Annotated in this window: 21 protein-coding genes, 4 tRNA genes and 1 other RNA gene; 12 read left to right on the top strand and 14 right to left on the bottom strand. The window is 53.2% G+C overall.

Annotated elements, in window-relative coordinates:
- Positions 1–31: 31 nt before the first annotated feature.
- Positions 32–1,495, top strand: coding sequence for a PLP-dependent aminotransferase family protein (locus Q3A88_RS17830; protein ID WP_039515592.1), 1,464 nt, complete (start codon positions 32–34; stop codon positions 1,493–1,495).
- Between the two features lie 6 nt (positions 1,496–1,501).
- Here the strand turns inward: Q3A88_RS17830 and Q3A88_RS17825 are convergent, their stop codons facing one another.
- Positions 1,502–2,125, bottom strand: coding sequence for a glutathione S-transferase family protein (locus Q3A88_RS17825; protein WP_039547275.1), 624 nt, complete (start codon positions 2,123–2,125; stop codon positions 1,502–1,504).
- 162 nt (positions 2,126–2,287) lie between these two features.
- Positions 2,288–3,568: a glutamate-1-semialdehyde 2,1-aminomutase gene (hemL, locus tag Q3A88_RS17820; protein ID WP_010280733.1), complete on the bottom strand. Its 1,281-nt coding sequence runs from the start codon at positions 3,566–3,568 to the stop codon at positions 2,288–2,290.
- A gap of 172 nt (positions 3,569–3,740) precedes the next feature.
- On the opposite strand from hemL, the gene clcA reads away from it, so the two are divergent.
- Both clcA and erpA read left to right on the top strand, forming a co-directional pair.
- A complete protein-coding gene (gene clcA, locus Q3A88_RS17815; RefSeq protein ID WP_317178375.1) occupies positions 3,741–5,156 on the top strand; it encodes a H(+)/Cl(-) exchange transporter ClcA in 1,416 nt (471 codons plus the stop codon).
- Between the two features lie 79 nt (positions 5,157–5,235).
- Positions 5,236–5,583 (top strand): iron-sulfur cluster insertion protein ErpA, encoded by a 348-nt coding sequence (gene erpA / locus Q3A88_RS17810; protein WP_005969047.1) that lies wholly within the window; start codon positions 5,236–5,238, stop codon positions 5,581–5,583.
- 152 nt (positions 5,584–5,735) lie between these two features.
- Here erpA and Q3A88_RS17805 read toward each other — a convergent pair whose 3' ends face one another.
- From Q3A88_RS17805 to mtnN, 3 genes are all read right to left on the bottom strand, one after another.
- Positions 5,736–6,014: a hypothetical protein gene (locus Q3A88_RS17805; protein ID WP_317178374.1), complete on the bottom strand. Its 279-nt coding sequence runs from the start codon at positions 6,012–6,014 to the stop codon at positions 5,736–5,738.
- 227 nt (positions 6,015–6,241) lie between these two features.
- Positions 6,242–7,072, bottom strand: coding sequence for a vitamin B12 ABC transporter substrate-binding protein BtuF (gene btuF, locus Q3A88_RS17800; RefSeq protein WP_317178373.1), 831 nt, complete (start codon positions 7,070–7,072; stop codon positions 6,242–6,244).
- A 2-nt stretch (positions 7,073–7,074) separates the two neighbouring features.
- The gene (gene mtnN / locus Q3A88_RS17795) at positions 7,075–7,773 is read right to left on the bottom strand and encodes a 5'-methylthioadenosine/S-adenosylhomocysteine nucleosidase (protein ID WP_039280650.1); all 699 of its coding nucleotides are present in this window, start codon (positions 7,771–7,773) and stop codon (positions 7,075–7,077) included.
- 121 nt (positions 7,774–7,894) lie between these two features.
- Here mtnN and dgt point away from each other — a divergent pair, with 121 nt between their 5' ends.
- From dgt to Q3A88_RS17760, 7 genes are all read left to right on the top strand, one after another.
- Positions 7,895–9,406, top strand: a complete 1,512-nt coding sequence (dgt, locus tag Q3A88_RS17790; RefSeq protein ID WP_317178372.1) for a dGTPase — start codon at positions 7,895–7,897, stop codon at positions 9,404–9,406.
- Between the two features lie 189 nt (positions 9,407–9,595).
- Complete coding sequence (degP, locus tag Q3A88_RS17785; protein WP_317178371.1) at positions 9,596–11,044, top strand: serine endoprotease DegP; 1,449 nt, start codon at positions 9,596–9,598, stop codon at positions 11,042–11,044.
- Positions 11,045–11,276: 232 nt separating this feature from the next.
- On the top strand, positions 11,277–12,434 hold the full coding sequence (locus Q3A88_RS17780; RefSeq protein WP_010280713.1) for a CdaR family transcriptional regulator: 1,158 nt from the start codon (positions 11,277–11,279) through the stop codon (positions 12,432–12,434).
- Positions 12,435–12,830: 396 nt separating this feature from the next.
- Complete coding sequence (locus tag Q3A88_RS17775; RefSeq protein WP_369987577.1) at positions 12,831–13,835, top strand: sulfate ABC transporter substrate-binding protein; 1,005 nt, start codon at positions 12,831–12,833, stop codon at positions 13,833–13,835.
- Positions 13,836–13,991: 156 nt separating this feature from the next.
- Positions 13,992–14,804 (top strand): sulfate ABC transporter permease subunit CysT, encoded by an 813-nt coding sequence (gene cysT, locus Q3A88_RS17770; protein ID WP_010280704.1) that lies wholly within the window; start codon positions 13,992–13,994, stop codon positions 14,802–14,804.
- A gap of 12 nt (positions 14,805–14,816) precedes the next feature.
- Positions 14,817–15,698: a sulfate ABC transporter permease subunit CysW gene (gene cysW / locus Q3A88_RS17765; RefSeq protein ID WP_110164183.1), complete on the top strand. Its 882-nt coding sequence runs from the start codon at positions 14,817–14,819 to the stop codon at positions 15,696–15,698.
- Complete coding sequence (locus Q3A88_RS17760) at positions 15,688–16,680, top strand: sulfate/molybdate ABC transporter ATP-binding protein (RefSeq protein ID WP_010299494.1); 993 nt, start codon at positions 15,688–15,690, stop codon at positions 16,678–16,680. The genes cysW and Q3A88_RS17760 overlap by 11 nt, the downstream gene beginning before the upstream one ends.
- 81 nt (positions 16,681–16,761) lie before the next feature.
- On the opposite strand, the gene Q3A88_RS17755 is transcribed toward Q3A88_RS17760, so the two are convergent.
- From Q3A88_RS17755 to Q3A88_RS17745, 3 genes are all read right to left on the bottom strand, one after another.
- Positions 16,762–17,196 carry a DoxX family protein gene (locus Q3A88_RS17755; RefSeq protein ID WP_014916261.1) on the bottom strand — a complete coding sequence of 145 codons (435 nt, stop codon included), beginning with the start codon at positions 17,194–17,196 and terminating at the stop codon, positions 16,762–16,764.
- 336 nt (positions 17,197–17,532) lie between these two features.
- On the bottom strand, positions 17,533–18,114 hold the full coding sequence (locus Q3A88_RS17750) for a TetR/AcrR family transcriptional regulator (RefSeq protein WP_317178370.1): 582 nt from the start codon (positions 18,112–18,114) through the stop codon (positions 17,533–17,535).
- An 84-nt stretch (positions 18,115–18,198) separates the two neighbouring features.
- A complete protein-coding gene (locus tag Q3A88_RS17745) occupies positions 18,199–19,248 on the bottom strand; it encodes an aldo/keto reductase (protein ID WP_317178369.1) in 1,050 nt (349 codons plus the stop codon).
- A gap of 186 nt (positions 19,249–19,434) precedes the next feature.
- Between Q3A88_RS17745 and Q3A88_RS17740 the strand changes: the two genes are divergently transcribed.
- Positions 19,435–20,541, top strand: a complete 1,107-nt coding sequence (locus Q3A88_RS17740) for an NADH:flavin oxidoreductase (protein WP_317178368.1) — start codon at positions 19,435–19,437, stop codon at positions 20,539–20,541.
- Positions 20,542–20,692: 151 nt separating this feature from the next.
- Here Q3A88_RS17740 and Q3A88_RS17735 read toward each other — a convergent pair.
- The 5 genes from Q3A88_RS17735 to Q3A88_RS17715 all read right to left on the bottom strand — a co-directional run bounded on the left by Q3A88_RS17735 (position 20,693) and on the right by Q3A88_RS17715 (position 21,301).
- Positions 20,693–20,820: non-coding RNA, RtT sRNA (locus Q3A88_RS17735), on the bottom strand.
- 46 nt (positions 20,821–20,866) lie between these two features.
- Positions 20,867–20,942, bottom strand: a tRNA-Lys gene (locus Q3A88_RS17730).
- Between the two features lie 7 nt (positions 20,943–20,949).
- Positions 20,950–21,025: transfer RNA gene (locus Q3A88_RS17725), tRNA-Val, on the bottom strand.
- Positions 21,026–21,092: 67 nt separating this feature from the next.
- Positions 21,093–21,168, bottom strand: a tRNA-Val gene (locus Q3A88_RS17720).
- A gap of 57 nt (positions 21,169–21,225) precedes the next feature.
- A tRNA-Val gene (locus Q3A88_RS17715) sits at positions 21,226–21,301 on the bottom strand.
- Between the two features lie 291 nt (positions 21,302–21,592).
- Between Q3A88_RS17715 and gltX the strand changes: the two genes are divergently transcribed.
- Entirely contained in the window at positions 21,593–23,008 is a 1,416-nt protein-coding gene (gltX, locus tag Q3A88_RS17710; protein ID WP_039499521.1) for a glutamate--tRNA ligase, read from the top strand.
- Positions 23,009–23,083: 75 nt separating this feature from the next.
- On the opposite strand, the gene Q3A88_RS17705 is transcribed toward gltX, so the two are convergent.
- On the bottom strand, positions 23,084–23,205 hold a 122-nt coding region (locus Q3A88_RS17705), incomplete at its 5' end, for a hypothetical protein (RefSeq protein WP_317177660.1).

The raw sequence follows: 23,205 nt of genomic DNA, 5'->3' as shown, positions 1-23,205 counted from the left end.
TTAACTGTACTCATCGGCTGGCGGGGGAACTGTGTCCATTATCGACTCACAAGAAAGTACGCTCTATCAACAGCTCGCGGAAACCTTCGCTACGGCGATTCATCAAGGGACGTTAGCGCCGGGAAGCCGCCTGCCTTCTATTCGCCGCGTTGCCGGATCGCATCAGGTGAGTGTGAATACGGTGTTGAACGCCTGGCGTATTCTCGAAGATCGCGGGTTGATCGAAGCACGACCGCAGTCCGGCTACTTTGTGCGAGGACGTCTGCCGTCGCTGACGGAGAGCAAGCCCCACCGTGCGCAGGTGATTGTGCCGGGCAGTGAGCAACTGGATCTGATTGATACCGTTTTTGCTGCTCAGACGCACCCGGATTACATCAACATTTCTCTGGCGTGCCCGCAGCATGCCGATTTCTATCCGACCGAAAAGATCAGCCGTATTGCCGCTTCCTTGCTACGACGACAGCCCGACCTGATTGGTCGCTATGCGCTGCCGCCGGGCAGTGAACGGCTGCGGCGCGAAGTGGCGCGGCGGGCGATGGATTTGGGTATGACATTGACCCGCGAGGACATCACGATCACCCACGGCTGTATGGAAGCGCTACAGCTGGCGCTACGCACGGTCACGCAGCCGGGCGACTGTGTGGGGCTGGAAACGCCAACCTATTTTTATCTCTTTCCTCTGCTTGCCAGTCTGGGATTGAAAACGGTGGAAATTCCCACCGATCCGCAACGTGGTCTTGCGCTGGATGCGTTGGAACTGCTGCTGTCAGAACAGCGATTACAGGCGATTATTGCCATGCCGAACGCGCAGAATCCGCTCGGATGCAGTATGACGCTGGCGGATAAAAAGCGGCTGGCAAAGCTGGTGAACGATTATCAGGTTCCGCTGATTGAGGATGGGTTATACAGCGAACTTCAGTTTACCTGGCCGCTGTCGCCGACGGTGAAAGCCTTCGACCGCGACGGCTGGGTGATTTACTGCTCCAGCTTCACGAAAACGCTGGCGCCTGATTTCCGCATCGGCTGGATGGCATCGGGTCGTTTCCGTGCCAAAGTGGCGCGGCTGAAAGCGGTCTCGTCAATGGCGGAATCGGCGCTGCTATCGGAAACGCTGGCGCAGTTTCTGGAGTCCGGCGGTTACGATCACCATCTGCGTACGTTGCGCCGCCGCTATGCCGCGCAGATGGATGAAGCGCGTGGATTGATTGCCCGACATTTTCCGCAGGGAACACGCGCGACGCAGCCGCAGGGCGGTTTTGTCTTCTGGCTGGAGTTACCGGGCGGTGTGGATGGCGTTGAGTTATTCCATCGCCTGCTGCAAGAGCGGATTTGCGTCACGCCCGGCGAACTTTACACGCTGAGCGGTCGCTGTAAGCACGCGCTTCGGCTATCGTGCTGCTACCCGTTTGATGAACGCTACACCTATGCGCTTAAGCGCGCGGGGGCGCTGGCCTGTGAGATGAGCGGTATCGAGCCGGGTAGCGTAGCGTTATGAGTAGCCTTATGGCGTGCCGTTGCGTCCCCAGGTCAGGTAGCCCGCGCGTTCGCTTAAACGCTCATAGTAGGCGCGGACGGCGGGATAGTCTGTGTGTTCCAGCGGCGTTTCATACCAGCGGTTTACCGATAGCCCGATGGGAATATCGGCCAGCGTGAACGTTTTTCCTGCGACGTAGTGGCCGGTTCGCTCTAATTGCTGATTCAAAATACCCATAGTGCGGGACCAAAGATTGCAGGATGCGGCTAAGAGTTGGGGATCCTGATGTGCGGGGGATTGGCGCACCAGCGACATAAAGGCGTAACGCCATGAGGGATTGAGCTCGTTGGCCTGCCAGTCGATCCATTGATCGACCGAAGCACGACTACGCGGATCCTGTGGGTAGAGCCAGGCACCGTCCTTCGCGTTGGCTAGGTAACGTATAATCGCGTTCGATTCCCACATGACGAAATCGTCGTCCTGAATCACCGGTATCATAGCATTAGGGTTGAGCGCCAAAAATTCCGGTGACTGCGGTGACTGATAGCCTTCACCCCAGTCTTCCCGGTCAAAGGGAATCGCCAACTCATCACACAGCCACAGCACTTTCCGAACGTTGATTGACGACGTGCGTCCTAGAACCTTTAACATGATCTCTCCGCTATTTTCAGGAACATAGACTTACTCATAACCAATTTGAGAGGGCTTGTCATTCTCAAACGAGAATCCTGACGAAAAAAGTGGGGGCGGAGCAGAGGCGGGTGTTGAGCAGCAATGGCGTCAGTGAGTGACGCCATTGTGTACGAGTCCGTTTTACAGGCGTGAGAAGCAGAGCTGCGCAGCTTCGATGGTGCGATCGATGTCCTGTGGCGTATGTGCCAGCGACATAAAGCCCGCTTCAAACGCGGACGGCGCGAGGTAAATTCCTTCTTCCAGCATCATGTGGAAGAACAGCTTAAAGCGCTCGACGTCGCACTTCATCACATCCTGATAGCAGGTGACGCTCTCGGCATCCGTGAAGAACAGGCCGAACATGCCGCCTGCCTGATTCACCACCAGCGGAATGTTTTCGGCTTTCGCGGCAGCCAGCAGGCCGTCAGCCAGCTGATTGGTCAACGCGGTGAGTTTTTCATGTACGCCGGGTTTCGCGACTTCAGTCAAACAGGCAAAGCCTGCGGCCATGGCAATCGGGTTACCGGACAACGTTCCCGCCTGATAAACTGGGCCGGTCGGTGCCAGCGCCTGCATGACTTCACGCTTACCGCCGAATGCGCCAACTGGCATGCCGCCGCCGATGATTTTCCCCAGACAGGTCAGATCCGGCACTACGCCGTAGTGCGACTGTGCTCCTGCCAACGCCACACGGAAGCCAGTCATCACTTCATCAATGATGAACAGGGCACCAAACTCGTCGCACAGAGCACGCAGGCCGGGAAGGAAATCTGGCAGCGGTGGGATGCAGTTCATATTGCCCGCAACAGGTTCGACAATGATCGCGGCGATCTCGTCAGGATATTGTTCAAATGCGGCGCGAACGGATGACAAATCGTTATAGACGCAGGTCAGCGTGTGGCGGGCGAAATCAGCTGGAACGCCGGGGGAGTTAGGTTGGCCCAGCGTCAGCGCGCCAGAGCCGGCTTTCACCAGCAGGCAGTCGGCGTGGCCGTGGTAGCAGCCTTCAAATTTGATGATCTTGTCGCGGCCGGTGTAACCACGCGCCAGACGGATCGCACTCATGGTGGCCTCCGTACCGGAGTTGACCATCCGCACCATATCCATGCTCGGCACCAGCGAGGTAACCAGACGCGCCATCTGCACTTCCATTTCTGTCGGCGCGCCAAAGCTCAGGCCGCGTTCTGCTGCCGCGATCACCGCATCACGGATTGCCGGGTGATTGTGCCCCAGCACCATCGGGCCCCACGATCCCACGTAATCAATGTACGCTTGCTCGTCAGCGTCATAGAGATAAGCGCCGTCAGCCCGTTCGATGAACAGCGGAGTACCGCCAACGCCGTTAAAAGCACGAACGGGTGAATTCACACCGCCGGGAATAAGTTGCTGTGCCGCAGCATACAGGCTTTCAGATTTGTTCATTACGCGGTCCTGACTGGTCTTGATCGTAAAATGTAGGGGTATTCTAATGAACTGACCGCCGTTATGAAATCGCTGTTCAGCAGATACTGGTCTCTTTGTATTCTGCTCTGGTCAAATAGGCAGTTTTATCCTTAAGGGGTAACATAGTGACTCTTATTTCTCTTTTTTGGTTATGACCGTTGTGATCAAACTTTCCGTACCCGTTTCTTCTGCGGCGGAGCGTCGCGCTGCCATCGCACAATTTATGCGGCGCGATAAAACCCCTGCGTTGATTCTTCTGCTGGCGGCGATAGTAGGAACGTTAACCGGGTTAGTCGGCGTGGCATTTGAACGTACGGTGAACTGGGTTATACAACAGCGAATGGCACTCTTGGCGCATTTTCCTGAAAGCGGGGTGAGCTGGCTTGTTGCTGCGGCGGTGTCGGCTGTACTCGCGATGTGGGGATATTTTCTTGTTCGCCGATTCGCTCCAGAAGCGGGTGGATCGGGGATTCCCGAGATTGAGGGCGCGTTAGAAGAACTCAGACCGGTACGCTGGTGGCGCGTATTGCCTGTTAAGTTTTTTGGCGGTATTGGCACGCTCGGGTCAGGAATGGTGCTGGGGCGGGAAGGACCGACGGTACAGTTGGGGGGAAATATCGGCGGTATGGTTGCGGACATGTTGCCCAAAAGGCAGCAGGACGGACGCCATTCATTATTAGCGACTGGCGCGGCAGCCGGGTTATCCGCTGCCTTTAATGCGCCGCTGGCCGGAATACTTTTTATCATTGAGGAAATGCGGCCTCAGTTCCGCTATAGCCTCATCTCAATTAAAGCGGTATTCATCGGCGTCATTATGTCGAGCATCGTATTTCGGCTCTTCAACGGCGAGCAGGCCGTGATCGATGTAGGGCAACTGCCTTCCGCACCGCTCAAGACGCTGTGGTTATATTTGGTGCTTGGGATTATTTTTGGCGTTGTCGGCGTGGTGTTTAATACCCTGGTGTTACGTACTCAGGCGCTGTTTTTGGCCTTCCACGGTAAGCGGATGTCGCGTTTCCTGCTGGTTGGCGCACTGGCGGGCGGCCTTTGTGGCGTGTTGTCTGTCGTTTTTCATGACGCAACCGGAGGCGGGTTTACGCTTATTCCCCTTGCGGCGGCGGAGCATTACAGCATTAGTATGCTCTTTGGGATCTTTATAATCCGCGTATTCATGACGCTGCTTTGTTTCGGATCTGGCGCGCCAGGGGGGATTTTTGCACCGATGTTGGCGTTGGGAACGCTGCTTGGAGCCGCGTTTGGTATGGCGGCCAGCGAGTTATTTCCTGATTATGCGATTGGCGCCAGTACGTTTGCTGTCGCCGGGATGGGCGCGCTGTTCGCGGCGTCGGTTCGTGCTCCGCTCACCGGTATCGTTCTGGTGTTGGAAATGACTGACAACTACCAGTTGATCTTACCCATGATCGTGACGTGTCTGGGCGCGACACTGTTGGCGCAGTTTCTGGGAGGGAAGCCGCTATATTCTTCTATTCTGGCGAGGACGCTGCAGCGACAGGCGTTGGCTGAGCAGGAGCAGCAGATTAATTCAACAATTTCTGTCAAATCTTGAACGTTTTCGCATACTGCCGGATAATAAGCGTATGAATATGGGTCTATCACCTGATAAGCCCTGAGTTGGGAGTAAAAATATGAGCGATGATATAGCAGCACTGCCTCTGCAATTTACCGATGCGGCGGCAAGCAAGGTGAAAAACCTGATTGCTGATGAAGAAAACCCAGAGCTGAAACTGCGTGTGTATATCACGGGCGGCGGCTGTAGCGGTTTCCAGTATGGTTTTACCTTTGATGATCAAATCAACGACGGCGATATGACCATTGAGAAACAAGGTGTGGCGCTGGTGGTTGATCCGATGAGCCTGCAATATCTGGTTGGCGGTGCGGTGGATTATACCGAAGGTCTGGAAGGTTCTCGCTTTATCGTGACGAATCCGAATGCGAAATCCACCTGCGGCTGTGGTTCTTCTTTCAGCGTCTGATCCTGCGTTGCGGTGATTGACCGACTGAAAAATAAAAACCGTGTCTTGTTGCCGAGACACGGTTTTTTTATAGCAGACATTTTTTATAGCAGATAACAAGCCTGTCACAAGACGTGTTAATTAAAAGAACACGCCTCGTGTTTTTACTGTGATTACCATTCGACCGTAATCAGACGCGTTTCCATACCCTGTGCGGTTTTTGCCGCAGAGGTCGAAAATTTTGCCTGATCGACCTGAATACGTGACTCAGTAATTTTAGGTTGTGGTACAGAGGCTACGTTACATTTCATTTGATATTGACCGGATTGAGGCGTTACGCCGCATGCCGGTAGTATCGTCAGTTGAGCGTTAATCTGCCCGCCCTGACTTCCTGCATATGCCGTGCTACAGGCTGCCATAAGTAAGCCCGCGTAAAGCAACGCATTTTTCATAGTTAAAGCTACCTGGTGTAAAGAACCGATATCGGTTCAAAGTTTTCTTATTTCGTTTTGCTTTGGCTTTATCGCCGGGTGGTAATCAACACAGAATAGTGTCTATGATTCCACCGTTGCGTTCAGATTATCGGCAACTATTGGCGAAATAAAAGCCTGTTAGTGTTACAACTTGTATACTAATGAAGCTATTGTTATCGGAATGATTTCATTCTGTTAACTAACAATCACTTCGCTGACGAAAGCGTGGGTCTTAACTCGGCTAATTGAGAACAAATTTGCCGGGCAGCCAAGCGTAAACGAGGGCCGCTGCGGCTAAACCAGTCTTCATTGACGGTAATGACCGGAACCGCTAATTGCGGCTGCCAAAACGCCTGCACGCTGGCAATTCTATCTGGCGTACCGCCGACAATAATGGCCTGCGGCTGGCGTCTTAACACCTGTTCACGGCTGACCTGCGGCCAGGGCACCGGGCTGTCGCTAAAGACATTTTCGGCGCCGCACAGTGAAACGATCTGGCTTTGCAGCGTTGCTTGCGAAGAAGTAAACAGCGGTTGAGTACCAAATTGAATGAATACCCGCAGTGGCGCGGCGTGAGGTGCCTTGCCAGCGTGCTGGAGTTCACCTATTTCCTGCTGAAAATCTGTCGCGGCCCGTTCGGCTTGCTCAGGATGGCGGCTGTAGGTCGCCAGCTGTCGTAGTGACGCAGGGATATCGTCTAACGTCTTCGCATCCAGATAAACGATAGGAATCGAGAAGTTAGCGAGCTGTTCCAGCGGCCGCTGCGGGTTACCCTCGCGCCACGCCAGAATCAGATCGGGTTTGAGAGCCAGGATCCGCTCCAGGTTGATTCCCTGCCAGGAAGCCACCTGTTCCAGCTTTTTCGCTTCTGGCGGATAATCTGACCAGGCGCTGACTGCAATCAGCTGTTCGCCCATACCTGCCGCATAGGCCATTTCCGTCGCGTGCGGTGCGAGACTGATGACACGCTGCGGAATGGCATAAGCGGCGGTGCAGAGCAGCAGCCCGGTCAGCCAGCAGAGGAGCCTGAAAGTCACAGTTAGCGTGCGGCCAGCTTGGCCAGAATCGCTTCTACCATCCGCGTTGATTGCTGTGCTGCAACGCTCAGGAACTCATCGAAACTCAGGTGTGAGGCTTTATCGGCCACATCAGAAATCGCGCGTACAACCACAAACGGGACGGCGAACTGGTGGCAGACATGGGCGATGGCCGTCGCTTCCATTTCTACGGCAATCGCTTTCGGGAAGGTGGTGCGGATACGGGCTAACGGCTCTGCGCCATTAATGAAGGCATCGCCGCTGACAACCAGGCCGCGCACGGCGTTCAGCTGTAACTCGGCAATCACTTCCTGCGCCAGCGCGATGAGTTTTTCATCGGCAAGGAAAGCGGCAGGGCAGCCCGCCATCTGGCCGGGTTCATAGCCAAAGGCCGTGACGTCAGCATCGTGGTAGCGCACTTCATCGGAAACGACGATATCACCGACGTTCAATGTAGGTGCGAGTCCGCCAGCGGAACCGGTGTTAATGACCACGTCTGGCTTGCTGTGTTCCAGCAGCAGCGTGGTGCCCAGCGCGGCGGAGACTTTGCCGATACCGGATTTCAGCAGGGCGACGTCTACGCCGTTGATTTGTCCGGTGTAGATTTCGCAACCCGCACGCTGGAAGGTCTGACGGTTTTCAATCCGATCGCGCAGCAGCGTTACTTCTTGTTCCATCGCGCCGATAATACCGACTTTCATAAGGTTCCCCGCAAATTCTGTTATAAATGGAAGGCGTGTAGCTGGGGTTAGTCTATCATGGCTAGCGGGATGAGATGGAATGTCCATTATTGTGCTGTAGCGGGATGATAGGGAGAAGCGTATGTCTGGTATCGATTTCGCCAAAAAAATGAGCTTTCAGCGCCATTTCAGCCGGCCTAAAACGGCTGGGGATGAATATACGATTGTGCGCCAGTTTGAGAGCGATCGGGGTCGTATTATTAACTCCGCTGCCATCCGCCGCTTACAGCAAAAAACTCAGGTCTTTCCGCTAGAACGTAATGCGGCCGTCCGCTCCCGTCTGACCCATTCAATGGAAGTTCAGCAGGTTGGCCGTTATATCGCCAAAGAGATTTTGCACCGCCTGAAAGTCGACGGGCGGCTGGCGTCGCTGGGTCTGAACGACAGAGAAACGCCGTTTGAAAGTCTGGTCGAAATGGCGTGCCTGATGCATGACATCGGCAATCCGCCGTTTGGACATTTTGGCGAATCGGCGATTAATCAGTGGTTCAGAAAATTACTGGATAGCCACTATCTGGACAGTGAATCCCCGGAACGCGTCGATGACTGTAGAGTGCCTACGCTGCGGATGCAGCAGGATGGACTGGACGATCTACGTGGGCAAATCCGGCAGGATCTGAGCCACTTTGAAGGCAATGCACAGGCGATCCGCCTGGTGCATACGTTGCTGAAGCTCAACCTGACCTATGGGCAGGTGGCCTGTATTCTGAAATATACCCGTCCCGCGTATTGGCATGGCAAGCTTCCGGCGGATTACCATTATTTGATGAAGAAGCCGGGCTACTATCTGGCAGAGGAAGCATTTGTCGCCACACTGCGTGAAGAGCTGGATATGGGCGAATTTCATCGTCACCCGCTGAGCTACATTATGGAGGCGGCCGACGATGTGTCCTACTGCATCGCGGATCTTGAGGACGCCGTCGAGAAAGATATCCTCACGATCGACGAACTTTACGATCGTCTGCGCGAAAATTGGGGCGCAGGAGCAGAGAAAGATATCTTCGCTAAAACGATTGAACGTGCTTACAAAGAACGCGAACGCTTTCAATGGCGTAGCCACGACGATCAGTTCTTCATGAATCTCCGTGTTCATACCGTGGGACAGATGGTGCCGCACGCCGCGCAGCGTTTTATCGACAACCTGCCGGAAGTTTATGCCGGTTCGTTCAATCAGGCGTTGCTTGAGGACGACAGCCCGCAGAACCGCCTGTTAGGCATTTTCAAACGCGTCGCTTTAAAGCACGTTTTTAACCATCATGAAGTTGAACAGTTGGAGCTACAGGGGGATCGCGTGATTCGCGGCCTGCTGGATATTTATAGCCCGCTGCTTGAGATGCCCTATCAGGATTTCAGCCAGCTTGTTAGCGACGATACGCACAAACGCTATCCGATTGAAACGCGGCTTTATCACAAGCTATCCAGCAAGCACTGTCTGGCCTATTGTGAAGCGGTTGCTGAGTTGGAAGGATTACCCGAAACCGAGCGCGTCATCCGTGAATATTATTATCGGGCGCGCCTGATTCAGGATTACATCAGCGGTATGACCGATTTGTACGCCTACGACGAATACCGCAAACTGATGGCGGCGGATTAGCGATGAACAGGCCGCAATGGAAATCGCGACTTTTGTAAAGCCGTTCAATATTTCCTTACGCTTCACGATCTTCCCCTCGGGAACCTTGTTGGTCCATATTTATCTCATACAGCACGACCACTGAGTGTACCCGGTGTCGGGTACACGGGCCGTAAGACTCGCGTGTTGATTACTATGAGATAACCTCCTATGAAAAGAAAATCACTGGTTCTGAGTGCGCTGGCGTTAAGTCTGGCGATGGCGATGGGTTCCACCACGGCGAATGCCGCTGAGTCAGCGGCGTCTGCCGCGTCATCGGGTCAATTACCCAGCCTGGCCCCTATGCTGGAAAACGTCATGCCTTCCGTGGTGAGCATCTATGTGGAAGGGCATACGACCCATGCGGGCAATGCGGGAAAAGAAGGTATCCCACCGCAGCTTCAGCCGTTTTTTGGTGAAAACTCGCCTTTCTGTCAGGAAGGATCGCCGTTCCAGTCATCGCCGATGTGTCAGGGAGACGGTGACGACGACGGTCAGCCGCCGCAGCAGGAAAATTTCCAGGCGCTAGGCGCGGGCGTCGTGATTAATGCAGAAAAAGGCTATGTGGTGACCAACAGCCATGTGGTGGATAACGCCGATAAGATTCAGGTTAGACTCAGCGATGGCCGCAAGTATGACGGCAAAGTGTTAGGCAAAGACCCGCGTTCAGATATCGCGCTGGTGCAGTTGAAAGACTTTAAAAACCTGACGGCGATTAAGGTCGCAGATTCTGACCAACTGCGGGTCGGTGATTACACGGTAGCGATTGGCAACCCGTATGGTCTGGGCGAAACGGCGACATCGGGCATTGTGTCCGCGCTGGGGCGTAGCGGGTTGAATATTGAAAATTACGAGAACTTTATTCAAACCGATGCGGCGATCAACCGGGGGAATTCCGGTGGTGCGCTGGTTAACCTGAACGGGGAACTGGTTGGGCTGAATACCGCGATTCTTGCTCCAGATGGCGGCAATATCGGGATTGGTTTCGCTATCCCCAGCAATATGGTGAAAAGCGTCGTGGCACAGATTGTCGAATTTGGCGAAGTGAAGCGCGGCGAGCTGGGCATCACCGGGACGGAGCTGAACTCCGAACTGGCGCAGGCGATGAAAGTTGATACACAGCGCGGGGCGTTTGTGAGTCAGGTGCGACCTAAATCAGCGGCAGATGAAGCGGGCATCAAGGCGGGCGATGTGATCGTCACGCTGAATGGTAAGGCGGTCAGCAGCTTCTCTGCGCTGCGTGCGCAGGTTGGATCGCTGCCGGTGGGCAGCAAAGTGGCACTGGGACTGCTGCGTGAGGGTAAACCGCTGACGGTTGAGGTGACGCTGCAACAGAGCAATCAGGCTCAGGTGGCTTCCGGTAATCTCTACTCTGGCATTGAAGGTGCCGAGCTGAGCAATACTCAGGTGGACGACAAAAAAGGCGTCAAGGTGGATAACGTCAAACCCGGTTCCGCGGCGGCTAAAATTGGCCTGAAGAAGGACGACATTATTCTGGGGGTTAACCAACAGCCGGTACAGAATATTGGTGAGTTGCGTAAAATTCTGGACAGCAAACCAGCCGTATTGGCCTTGAACGTTCGTCGCGGTGATGCCACGATTTATCTGCTGGCTCAGTAATCGGTCTGTTTAGCGTCTACGTTAATAATTACCTTTTAAGACAATTTGTTACGTAGCTTATCTGGCCGGGTACTCAGGTACTCGGCCACTTCTTCCTTCTCTATCAACGTGCTTTTGTGAGTTCTTCCACAGATTTAATCTAATTCCCGTTTCTTTGTTAATTTGCACAATGTGTGGCGCACCGTGTGGCGGTATGCTGGTGCAATTGTCAATGTTCCTCTCAGAGGTAAAAATGGCGTCGTATCATCTCAATGCCAAGATGGCACAGGATATTGTCGCGCGGACCATGCAGATCATTGATAGCAATATCAACGTGATGGATGCTCGCGGTAAGATTATCGGCAGTGGCGATCAGGAACGATTGGGGGAACTGCACGAAGGCGCGCTGCTGGCGCTTTCGCAGGGGCGAGTCGTCGATATTGATGATGCCGTGGCGCGTCACCTGCACGGCGTGCGTCCGGGCATCAATTTACCTTTGCGCATCGATGGTGAAATCGTTGGCGTCATCGGCCTGACCGGGAATCCCAGCCAGCTACGGCAATACGGCGAGCTTGTCTGCATGACGGCGGAAATGATGCTGGAGCAGGCAAGGCTGCTGCATATGCTGGCGCAGGATAGCCGCCTGCGTGAAGAGCTGGTACTGAACCTGATTCGTACCGACGATCTGTCTCCCGCTCTCATGGAGTGGGCGCAGCGTTTAGGCATCGATCTAAATAAGCCTCGCGTTGCAGCGGTGATCGAAGTCGATAGCGGGCAGCTCGGCGTCGACTCCGCTATGGCAGAGCTACAGCAGTTGCAGACGTTGCTGACCACGCCGGAACGCGACAACCTGATCGCTATCGTTTCTCTGACGGAAATGGTGGTGCTAAAACCGGCGCTGAACAGCCACGGGCGCTGGGATGCAGAGGAACACCGGCGTCGCGTGGATACGCTGATGTCGCGTATGGCGGAGAGCAGTCGGCTACGGGTACGGTTGGCGCTGGGGAACTATTTTTCTGGCCCCGGCAGTATCGCGCGTTCCTACCGCACGGCACGAACGACCATGAGCGTAGGTAAGCAGCGGATGCCCGCCCAGCGCTGTTATTACTATCAGGATTTGATGCTACCCGTGCTGCTGGACAGCCTGCGCGGCGGCTGGCAGGCAAACGAGCTGGTGCGTCCGCTCTCGAAGCTTAAAGCAATGGACGGCAATGGTCTGCTGCGTCGGACGTTGGGTGCCTGGTTCCGTAACAACGTCCAGCCCGGTGCGACGGCGAAAGCGCTGTTTATCCACCGCAATACGCTGGAATATCGCCTTAACCGCATCTCAGAACTGACGGGGTTAGATCTGGGGAATTTCGACGATCGTCTGCTGCTGTACGTAGCTTTGCAACTGGACGAAGAAGAGTAGGGCAGAAAGACTCGTCGTTTTACGCCCACTGTTATTCAAGCTGACCTTGCATCGTATTGACCTGATGCCGCACGGCATCAGGGTTACCTCATATCTCGTCGTAAAATATTACCACTGCAACAAAATTGCTTAGACTGAAAACTATTACATAATCATTAACAATATAACGCGATAGCATAAATTATCGCGAAACAATATTTTTGCCTCTTCCTTATATCCACTATTGTCACTTCCATGTTGTCAGCCTGATATATCCGTCCTATTTCAAGCGGCATGTACGTGGTTCAAAACGATAACGTTTTTTCCTGCGAATCGAATTATTTAATTTATTAATCAGTCACATCCGTCATGATTTCATCTGATACTTTCGAGCATTAGGGAGTGATAAGAATGTCAATACGTCGTCTGGGGTTATCTGTTGCTACGGCAGCACTGTTGTTTTCCGGTGTGGCCTCGGCGGCTACCGAATTATTAAACGTGTCTTACGATCCGACGCGCGAACTGTATCAGCAATACAATGCGGCGTTTATTAAGCATTGGAAAGCGACCACCGGTGAAGATATCACTATCAAAAACTCGCACGGCGGTTCTGGAAAGCAGGCGCGTTCGGTGATTGACGGCTTGCAGGCCGATGTGGTGACGCTGGCGCTGGCGGGTGACATTGACGCCTTAAACCTGAATCAACAGCTGATCGATCCTAAATGGCAGGCACGTCTGCCTGACAACAGCACCCCTTATACCTCGACCATCGTTTTTCTGGTGCGTAAAGGTAATCCGAAGCAAATCAAAGACTGGAACGATCTGGTGAAGCCGGGTGTTGAAGTGATCACGCCAAACCCGAAAACCTCTGGTGGTGCGCGTTGGAACTTCCTGGCGGCGTGGGCGTATGCCAAAGCACAACCGGGTGGCAATGATGAAACTGCACTGAAATTTGTCACTGAACTGTATCGCCATGCACCCGTACTGGATACCGGTGCGCGTGGTGCAACGATCAGCTTTGTGCAACGTCAACTAGGCGATGTGCTGCTGGCATGGGAAAACGAAGCCTACCTGTCTCTGCAAGAACAGGGCGGCGATCAGCTTGAGATCGTGACACCGTCTCTGTCGATTCTGGCTGAACCACCGGTTGCCGTTGTCGACAAAGTCGTTGAGCGTAAGGGAACGCAGAAGCAGGCCGAAGCCTATCTGCAATATCTCTACAGCGATGAAGCGCAGCGCATCATCGGTAAAAATTTCTACCGTCCACGTAATGCCAAGATCGCTGAAGAGTTTAAAGATCAGTTTGCACCGGTGAATCTGGTGACGATTGATAAGGATTTCGGCGGCTGGAAAGCGGCACAGGACAAATTCTTTAACGACGGCGGTGTGTTCGACGCCATCTTTAAAGAGATTAATAAGTAAGTTTTTAATGTCTGACGGATTAAGGCCGCTATCACCCTAGCGGCTTTTTTCAGGTTAAGAAGGCAGAGGACCTGCCGCCTTAACCTTTCTGTCAGGTAGCGCGCGTCGGCAAGCAGTTGTTGGCTGGGTAGTGAGTATGAAAATTAAAGGCACGGTATGTCACAACGTTCTTCCTCAGTGATTCCCGGTTTCGGGCTAACGTTAGGGTTTAGCCTGAGCTATTTAGGATTAATTGTCCTTATTCCGTTGGCGGGGATGTTTTTGTATGCCAGCCAACTAACGTTTGGTCAGTTTTGGGATCTGATCACCAGCCGTCAGGTGCTTTTCTCCCTGCGGCTTTCGTTTGGTACGGCGCTGGCTGCGGCGTTTATTAACGGCATTCTCGGGACGCTGCTGGCCTGGGTGCTCGTGCGTTATACCTTTCCCGGCCGTAAAGTGATCGATGCCATGATCGATATGCCCTTTGCGCTGCCAACCGCCGTGGCGGGGATTGCGCTGACGGCGTTGTATGCGCCGAATGGCCTGATTGGCTCGCTGTTTCCGTTCAAAATTGCCTACACCGGCATCGGTATCACGCTGGCGCTCATTTTTGTCACGCTGCCTTTCGTGGTCAGAACGCTGCAACCGGTGCTGGCCGATATTCCGAAAGAAGTGGAAGAAGCCGCCGCCTGCCTTGGCGCGCGTCCGCTTCAGGTTTTCCGCCATGTCTTGCTTCCTGCGCTGTTACCCGCGTGGTTGACGGGCTTTGCGCTGGCCTTTGCCCGCGGCGTTGGCGAATACGGTTCCGTGGTGTTTATCGCGGGGAATATTCCGTTTAAAACCGAAATTCTGCCGCTGCTGATCGTCTCCAAGCTCGATCAGTATGACTACAAGGGAGCAACCGGGATCGGCGTATTCATGCTGCTGGTGTCTTTCATTATGCTGCTGCTGATTAACGTGTTGCAGCGCCGCATTCAACCGAAACTGTAAGGGCCGGTCTTCATGGAACAGGTTATTTCCACTCAGGCCAACGCGGCTAAAAGAAAAAAACAGCCCGCCGCCTATTACATTCTGGTTTCACTCGCGTGGGTCGTCTTTTTCCTGATTCTGGTTCTGCCGCTGATGATGGTCGTCACTCAGGGGCTGGATAAAGGCGTCGGCGCATTTTGGGACGCGATTACCGAGCCGGATGCGATTTCTGCACTTAAGCTGACGCTGCTTGCGACCGTCATTTCTGTACCGCTAAACGTAGTGTTCGGGCTGGCGACGGCGTGGTGCGTGACGAAATTCGAATTTCGTGGCAAGAGCTTTCTACTGGCGCTGATCGATTTGCCATTTTCCGTTTCCCCTGTGGTTGCGGGGCTGGTGTATGTGCTGCTGTTTGGGGCGCAAAGCAAGATCTATCCCTTCCTGCTCGAACACGATCTGCAAATTGTTTACGCCGTACCGGGCATCGTGCTGGCGACAATTTTCGTTACGCTGCCTTATGTTGCCCGTGAGTTGATTCCGCTGATGGAAGAGCAGGGTTCGCAGGAGGAAGAAGCGGCACGGCTGCTGGGGGCGAATGGCTGGCAAATGTTCTGGCACATCACGCTGCCGAATGTGAAATGGGCGCTGATCTACGGCGTGGTGCTGTGTACCGCGCGTGCGATGGGGGAATTTGGTGCGGTTTCCGTCATTTCCGGCCATATTCGCGGTCTGACGAACACGCTGCCGTTGCATATTGAAATTCTTTATAACGAGTACAACATCGTTGCGGCTTTCAGCGTGGCGATCCTTCTGCTAATTATGTCACTGGTAGTGCTGCTGCTGCGTCAGTGGAGTGAAAGCCGATTGACGAAGCAAATAAAGAAACAACAGGAGTTGGCCAAAAATGAGCATTGAGATTCGCAATATTAATAAACAATTTGGTCAGTTCCGGGCGCTGAACGAGATTAATTTGTCGATCCACAGCGGCGAGCTGGTGGCGTTGCTGGGTCCATCGGGCTGCGGTAAGACAACGCTGCTGCGTATTATCGCCGGGCTGGAACAGCCGGATAGCGGCAGCATTATCTTTCACGGCCAGGATGTGTCCGTTCACGATGTGCGTAAACGCAACGTGGGGTTCGTATTCCAGCACTACGCGCTGTTCCGACACATGACGGTGTTCGATAACGTGGCGTTTGGGCTGCGAATGAAGCCGAAAAATATTCGGCCATCGAAGAGTGACATCGAAAAGAAAGTGCATGAATTGCTGAATCTGGTGCAGTTGGACTGGCTGGGGGATCGCTATCCTGAACAGCTTTCCGGCGGCCAGCGTCAGCGTATTGCTTTGGCACGTGCACTGATCGTCGAGCCGAGCATCCTGCTGCTGGATGAACCTTTTGGCGCACTGGATGCCAAGGTACGTAAAGAGTTGCGCCGCTGGCTGTCTCAACTGCATGAAGATATCGATCTGACGTCGGTATTTGTGACGCACGATCAGGAAGAAGCGATGGAAGTCGCCGACCGCATCGTGCTGATGAACAAAGGTGTGATTGAACAAATCGGTACGCCGGCGGAGGTGTACAACAACCCGGCCAGCGAGTTTGTTTACCATTTCCTTGGCGACAGTAACCGGTTGAAAGTGGCGCAGACGGAAGAGACGATTCTGTTCCGTCCGCATGAAGTGTCGCTATCCGTTCAGGCACAGGAAGGTTATCAGGCAGTAACAGTGCGAGATATTCGCCCACTCGGTGCCTTAACGCGCCTGTCGTTGAAGCTGGGTGAGCAGTCGGAGCTGATTGAAGCGGAAGTCGCAAAAGACGATGCAAGTCTGCACGGGCTACAGAAAGGCGATGTGATTCAGTTCAAACCCAAACGTTATAGTCACGATTGGGAAATCTGATCGACAGAGCATCGAAATAAAAAACCCGCGAATCCGCGGGTTTTTTTGCTTTTGTCAGAAATGCCTGCCGAATGGCAAGGATTAGCGATAGGCGGGGTTAGAGGCAACAGAGTAGCGGCCGCTACCGACCAGCATGATGATAATGCCAGCGAAGAAATAGAGTGCTTCCAACTCCAGCGCCCAGGCGCCAACGTTAGTCAGGGTGAAGAATTTACCCGTTCCTACCATCAGTGTCGCTACAACCAGCGTCAGCGCGGCAATCAGGCCGGAAATGCGGGTAAATACGCCCAGAATAATCAGAATCGGGGCAACAACCTCGCCGATATAAACGCCATAAGCGATAAAACCAGGCAGACCTGCACCTTGCAGCATCTGTACGATCCAGCCTACACCGTGCTCAATTTTTGCTACGCCGTGAAACAGCAGCAGAATACCCACGGTTAAACGCAGTAAAAGTTTACCTGCATCAGGATGATCGGTTAAACGCGTGAACCACTGATTCAACTGAGAAATCATAATAAAAAACCTCATAAGTGAGCAAAAAGTGCTTGTTGGCAATGCTTTGTATAGTGCGGCAGTGTCGTCGATTTAGGGGCTGAATAGAAAACCAATAAATTTGATATTTTCTGTCAAAAAATTACGTGAACAGAGCAAACGCAGATAAGCATAGCACCGCGATTGCGGCGGTCTAATGATGGATGGGAATAATGCAATAACAAGATGTTATGAAAAAGGAGCGTAGTTTGAATGGCTGAAGGCCAGAGGAACGGATTGTATACAGGGAATCGTTTTAAGAGTGGATGCAGTTTGGAACCTATCCTGGATACGACAGGCCCCTTTTCCATAACCTGCTTATGCTTCGTCAAGTAGTGCCTTTTTGGCGGCATTGAGAAAGTCGTCTGACAAAGTGTCGCCAACTGTTGCGCGTGCTAGCGCCAGCGCGCCGGATAACAGGGCGAATTGCGCCAGAGCAGACAGTCGGCGCTGTTCTTTATCTTCTATGGTCGATAGAGACTCCAGCCTGTCCAGCATGGCTTTGACACCGCTGAGATAAACGTCGTGTACTGGTTTATCTGCACTTTCTCTGGCTATGTCATTGGCTAGTGCCGTGAGGGCGCAGCCATCTTTTGCGCCGTCGCGATGGGCGGGGGAAAGATAGTGTTCCACCAGTGTTTCCAGGTTATGTTTATCTGCGCGCTGGCACATTTCCTGCCAGCGAGTACCGGAATCCTCAAGCGCTTTTCGGCTGGCGATGGCGGCGAGTTCATCTTTAGATGCAAAATGACCATAGAAGCCACCGTGGGTTAAACCTGCCGCAGCCATCAAGTCGTTCACGCTAACGCCGTTCAGGCCCCGTTCACGAAAGAGCTGTGAAGAAACCTGGATGATTTCTTCTCGGTTACGCTCCATCTGTTGTTTTGATACACGGGCCATGTTGTTCTCCTTTTTCTGTCAGGCATCATCTTAGGGTATGAAAAAGTCAGACTCAATAGATGATGCCTTTCATCAATAGCCGGATCAGGCCCGTGGCGGCCACGGTGTAATAATATGAGCGCTGTCGCCTCCCTGAGCCCGAGGCAATGACCCTGCGATCTGATCGTGCGGCGTCCCCAGTGAAATAGCACTGACTTCATCCAGTCGCGCGACCAGCTCGTCGCTTAGCGTCACATTTAATGCGAGCAGCGTATCATCCAACTGCGCCAGCGTGCGGGAACCCAGAATAGGGATCAGGCTGGTGCTAGCGCGGGCTGATTTATGCCGCAACCAGGCGATGGCAATGTGTATTGGCATGACGTTCAAGTCGTTTGCAACGCGAAAAACCTCATCCAGCAAGGTCGTGTCTTGCTCGGTGTGCACTAATCTTCCGCCAAAACCGATCAGACGGCCTTCTTTACTTTGACGATATTTTCCCGTCAGCAGGCCGCCACCCAATGGAGACCAAAGCGTTGCTGCCAGCCCCATGGCTTCAGCCATCGGCAGTAGCTCTCGTTCTGCGGTGCGCTGCACCAGACTGTATTCCACCTGAATACCGGCAATTCGCGACCAGCCGCGCAGTTCCGCGATGGTGTCCGCTCGAGCAATGCGCCAGGCGGGAAAATTAGAGAGGCCTGCATACTGAATTTTTCCTGCCCGGATGAGATCGTCGAAAGCGCGAACAATCTCTTCCAGCGGGGTTAATTGGTCATCAAAGTGCGCCCACAGTACATCAATACGATCGGTGTTTAGCCGTTTCAGGCTGTTTTCTACCGATGAGATCATGTTCTTGCGACTATTGCCGGTTTGGGAAATTCCGGCATCCGGCATGGCACTTAAGGTGTACTTCGTCGCAACGACAAAATGGTCGCGATCTGCGGCAATGAATTCTCCGACCATCTGCTCAGATTGGCCTAACTGGTAAGCATCCGCTGTATCGATGAAGTTGCCGCCTGCGTTGGCATAACGATCAAATACCTGTTTAGCCTGTTCTTTTTCAGAACCATAGCCCCAACCGGTGCCAAAATTTCCTGTTCCGAGAGAAAGTTCGGAAACGCGTAAGCCCGTATTACGTCCAAACGTTGTGTATTTCATACCGTGCCTCTATTTTTAAATGTCGATTGACATCTATTATATATGTCACACATCATCTATAAGTGCAAGCAGGGTGGCATTCTCTTTACGGGAGGCGATGCTAACGGAGGTTGCTTAACTGCATGAATTGCGTTTCTAATCGACATTCAACGCCGCTATGACGTTAAACCATAAAAGGAAATATTTATGTCTGATGATGTTCTGTTTAGTCCCTTCACGTTGAAAGGGTTAACTCTTCCTAACCGCATTGTCATGGCTCCGATGACGCGAGGTATGGCTGAAAACGGCATTCCTGGCCCAGCGCAGGCGGAATATTATCGCCGCCGTGCCGAGGGGGGAGTGGGGCTGATTTTGACAGAGGGAACGGTAGTCGATCGTCCCGCTTCGCGTAATATGCCAGGGATCCCGCTCTTTCACGGCGAAGCCGCGTTAGCCGGTTGGGATGCGGTGGCGAAAGCGGTTCATGCCGCTGGTGGCCGTATTGGGCCGCAAATTTGGCATACAGGTTCAACCCACGGACGTGGCTGGGAGCCTGATGCGCCTGTTGAAAGCCCCTCGGGAATCGTCGGCCCAGATGAGCCTCGTGGTGTGGTGATGACCGAAGAAGATATCGCTGATACCGTGGCGGCGTTTGCTCGCGCGGCGGCGGATGCAAAACGATTGGGTTTTGACACGCTGGAACTGCATGGTGCACATGGCTACCTGATCGACCAATTCTTTTGGTCGGTTACGAATAAGCGTGAAGATGCCTTTGGTGGCGCAACGATCCGCGAACGCTCTCGCTTTGCCGCTGAGGTAATTCGTGCTGTTCGGGTCGCTGTTGGTGAGGATTTCCCGTTGATCCTGCGTGTGAGTCAGTGGAAGCAGCAGGACTACAGCGCACGTCTGGCGAGTTCCCCACAGGAGATGACGGACTGGCTAGTGCCGCTGGTTGAGGCTGGCGTGGATATTCTGCACTGTTCCCAGCGTCGTTTCTGGGAACCTGAATTCCCGGAGGTTGATGGGACGGAAGGGCTGAACTTCGCCGGTTGGGCGAAAAAACTGACGGGTGCGGCGACAATCAGCGTTGGCTCGGTGGGATTGAGCTCGGATTTCTTTGCTGCGTTTGGTGGTGAAGGTGCTGGCACGGCGGCATTGGACAATCTGCATGCGCGGATGGAGCGAGAAGAGTTTGACCTGATCGCGGTAGGCCGGGTCCTGCTTTCTGATGCGCAATGGGTACAAAAAGTGCGTTCTGGGCAGACTGATAAATTACGCGGTTTTGATGCTGCGGATTTAGCCGTACTGGCGTGATATTTAGGTGCCGTAGCTGAGTAAGGCTGCGGTACTTCATTGAATATTGGGAAAGCTAATACGGAGCAATTGAGCAGGATTTTATCTACACGACAAGTGCAATGTATAACATTGGATGGATTTACTTCAGAGATGAATCACTTTGCGGAAGTGGTGGGTCGTGCAGGATGACTCGGCCTTTGGCCTCGCCCCTTCGGGGTCAACGCTAGCGCGTTGCTGTCTCGCTTCGCTCGGCTCAAACCTGAGCGCAGGTTCTCACCTACACGACACGTGCAATATATAACATTGGGTGGATTTACTTCAGGAAGAATTCACTTTGCGGAAGTGGTGGGTCGTGCAGGATTCGAACCTGCGACCAATTGATTAAAAGTCAACTGCTCTACCGACTGAGCTAACGACCCGCAGAAGTGGTGGGTGATGACGGGATCGAACCGCCGACCCCCTCCTTGTAAGGGAGGTGCTCTCCCAGCTGAGCTAATCACCCACTTCTGAACTACATTTACTTCTTGATTTACTTCAACTTCTAATAAGAAGACCAGCTGGTATGAGATTGGTGGGTGATGACGGGATCGAACCGCCGACCCCCTCCTTGTAAGGGAGGTGCTCTCCCAGCTGAGCTAATCACCCAATCTCAAATCTTCTTACTCTACACAGCGAGCTACTCTTATTTAAAACTCAAAAGAGTGGTGGGTGATGACGGGATCGAACCGCCGACCCCCTCCTTGTAAGGGAGGTGCTCTCCCAGCTGAGCTAATCACCCCCGCTGTGTGGAGTCGCATTATAGGGATCCTTGAATGTGAGTCAACGCTTTTTAAAACTAAAATGATTGTTCGTTGCAAAATTAGTCAAGACGTCGTATTTATCGCCGTTGGTGCTGCATCCTTGCGCAATTCAGCCTGTTATCTTGCCATTGCTAGCAGAATAAAAGCATGAGCGGCATGTTACGGCGTTGAGGAATCGAAGCAGAGTGATAGAATGTTGCCCACTTTTGTTCTCTGAGCTTATGTCGGTCTATGCCGACAGCCGTTGCGTAATAAGGCTGTAATCCCAAATGAAAATCAAAACCCGTTTCGCCCCTAGTCCTACTGGCTATCTCCACGTCGGCGGCGCTCGTACCGCACTGTATTCTTGGCTGTTTGCTCGTCATCATGACGGCGAGTTCGTGCTGCGTATTGAAGATACCGATCTGGAGCGTTCAACTCAGGACGCGATTGATGCCATTATGGATGGTATGAACTGGCTGAGCCTGAACTGGGATGAAGGCCCGTACTACCAGACTAAACGTTTTGACCGTTACAACGCCGTAATCGATCAGATGCTGGAAAACGGTACGGCCTATAAGTGCTATTGCTCTAAAGAACGTCTGGAAGCGCTGCGTGAAAAGCAGATGGAAAACGGCGAAAAGCCGCGTTACGACGGCTGTTGCCGTGGCTCTCACGAACATCATGCTGATAATGAGCCACACGTTGTGCGTTTCCTCAACCCGCAGGAAGGCTCGGTCATCTTCAATGACCGCATTCGCGGGCCGATCGAATTCAGCAATCAGGAGCTCGATGACCTGATTATCCGTCGCACTGACGGTTCACCAACCTACAATTTCTGTGTCGTTATCGATGACTGGGATATGGAAATCACGCACGTTATCCGTGGCGAAGACCATATCAACAACACGCCGCGTCAGATCAACATCCTGAAAGCGCTGGGTGCACCGGTGCCGGAATATGCGCATGTGTCGATGATCCTGGGCGACGACGGTAAGAAATTGTCCAAGCGTCACGGCGCTGTGGGTGTAATGCAATACCGCGATGACGGCTATCTGCCGGAAGCACTGCTGAACTATCTGGTGCGTTTAGGCTGGTCGTCTGGCGATCAGGAAATCTTCTCTATAGATGAGATGAAATCGCTGTTCTCGCTGGATGCCGTCAACAAATCGGCGAGCGCTTTCAATACTGAGAAGCTGCAATGGTTGAACCATCACTATATTAATCATTTACCCGCAGAATACGTGGCGACGCATCTGTCATGGCATATCGAGCAGGCTGGAATTGATACCCGCACTGGGCCGCAGTTGAGCGAACTGGTTGGCTTACTGGGCGAACGTTGCAAAACACTGAAAGAAATGGCGGACTCTTGCCGTTATTTCTATGAAGATTTTGCTGAGTTTGATGCCGATGCTGCGAAGAAACACCTGCGTCCGGTTGCCCGTCAGCCGCTTGAGCTGGTACGCGAGAAACTGGCCGCGATAACGAGCTGGACGCCGGAGAATATCCATCACGCCATTCAGGGCACGGCGGACGAGCTGGGTCAGGGCATGGGTAAAGTTGGTATGCCACTGCGCGTTGCGGTAACCGGCGCGGGTCAGTCTCCGGGCGTTGACGTGACCGTGCATGCGATTGGTCAACAGCGTTCGCTGGCGCGTATTGATAAAGCGTTGGCGTTCATTGCTGAGCGTGAAGCGCAGCAATAAGCTCTACTGCATGAATAGACAAGAAGCCCCGGCCAAATGCTGTAATGCCAGTCAGTTAAGCGACTGACTGGCAATTTATCTACGGGCCTTACTGTATTTTTGGGGCCTTTCTTTTACTATTCGTGGGAAGGCCCTTTCCCTTCTTATCGGTAATTTCACCAGTTGTCCCTGGCTTTCAAGATCACGCATTAGTTCCG

The organism is Pectobacterium sp. HCp5_1, assembly GCF_032905925.1.
Taxonomy (GTDB): Bacteria; Pseudomonadota; Gammaproteobacteria; order Enterobacterales; family Enterobacteriaceae; genus Pectobacterium; species Pectobacterium brasiliense_A.
Note: the sequence above shows the minus strand (reverse complement) of the source record. Positions and strands in the feature narration are given on the sequence as shown.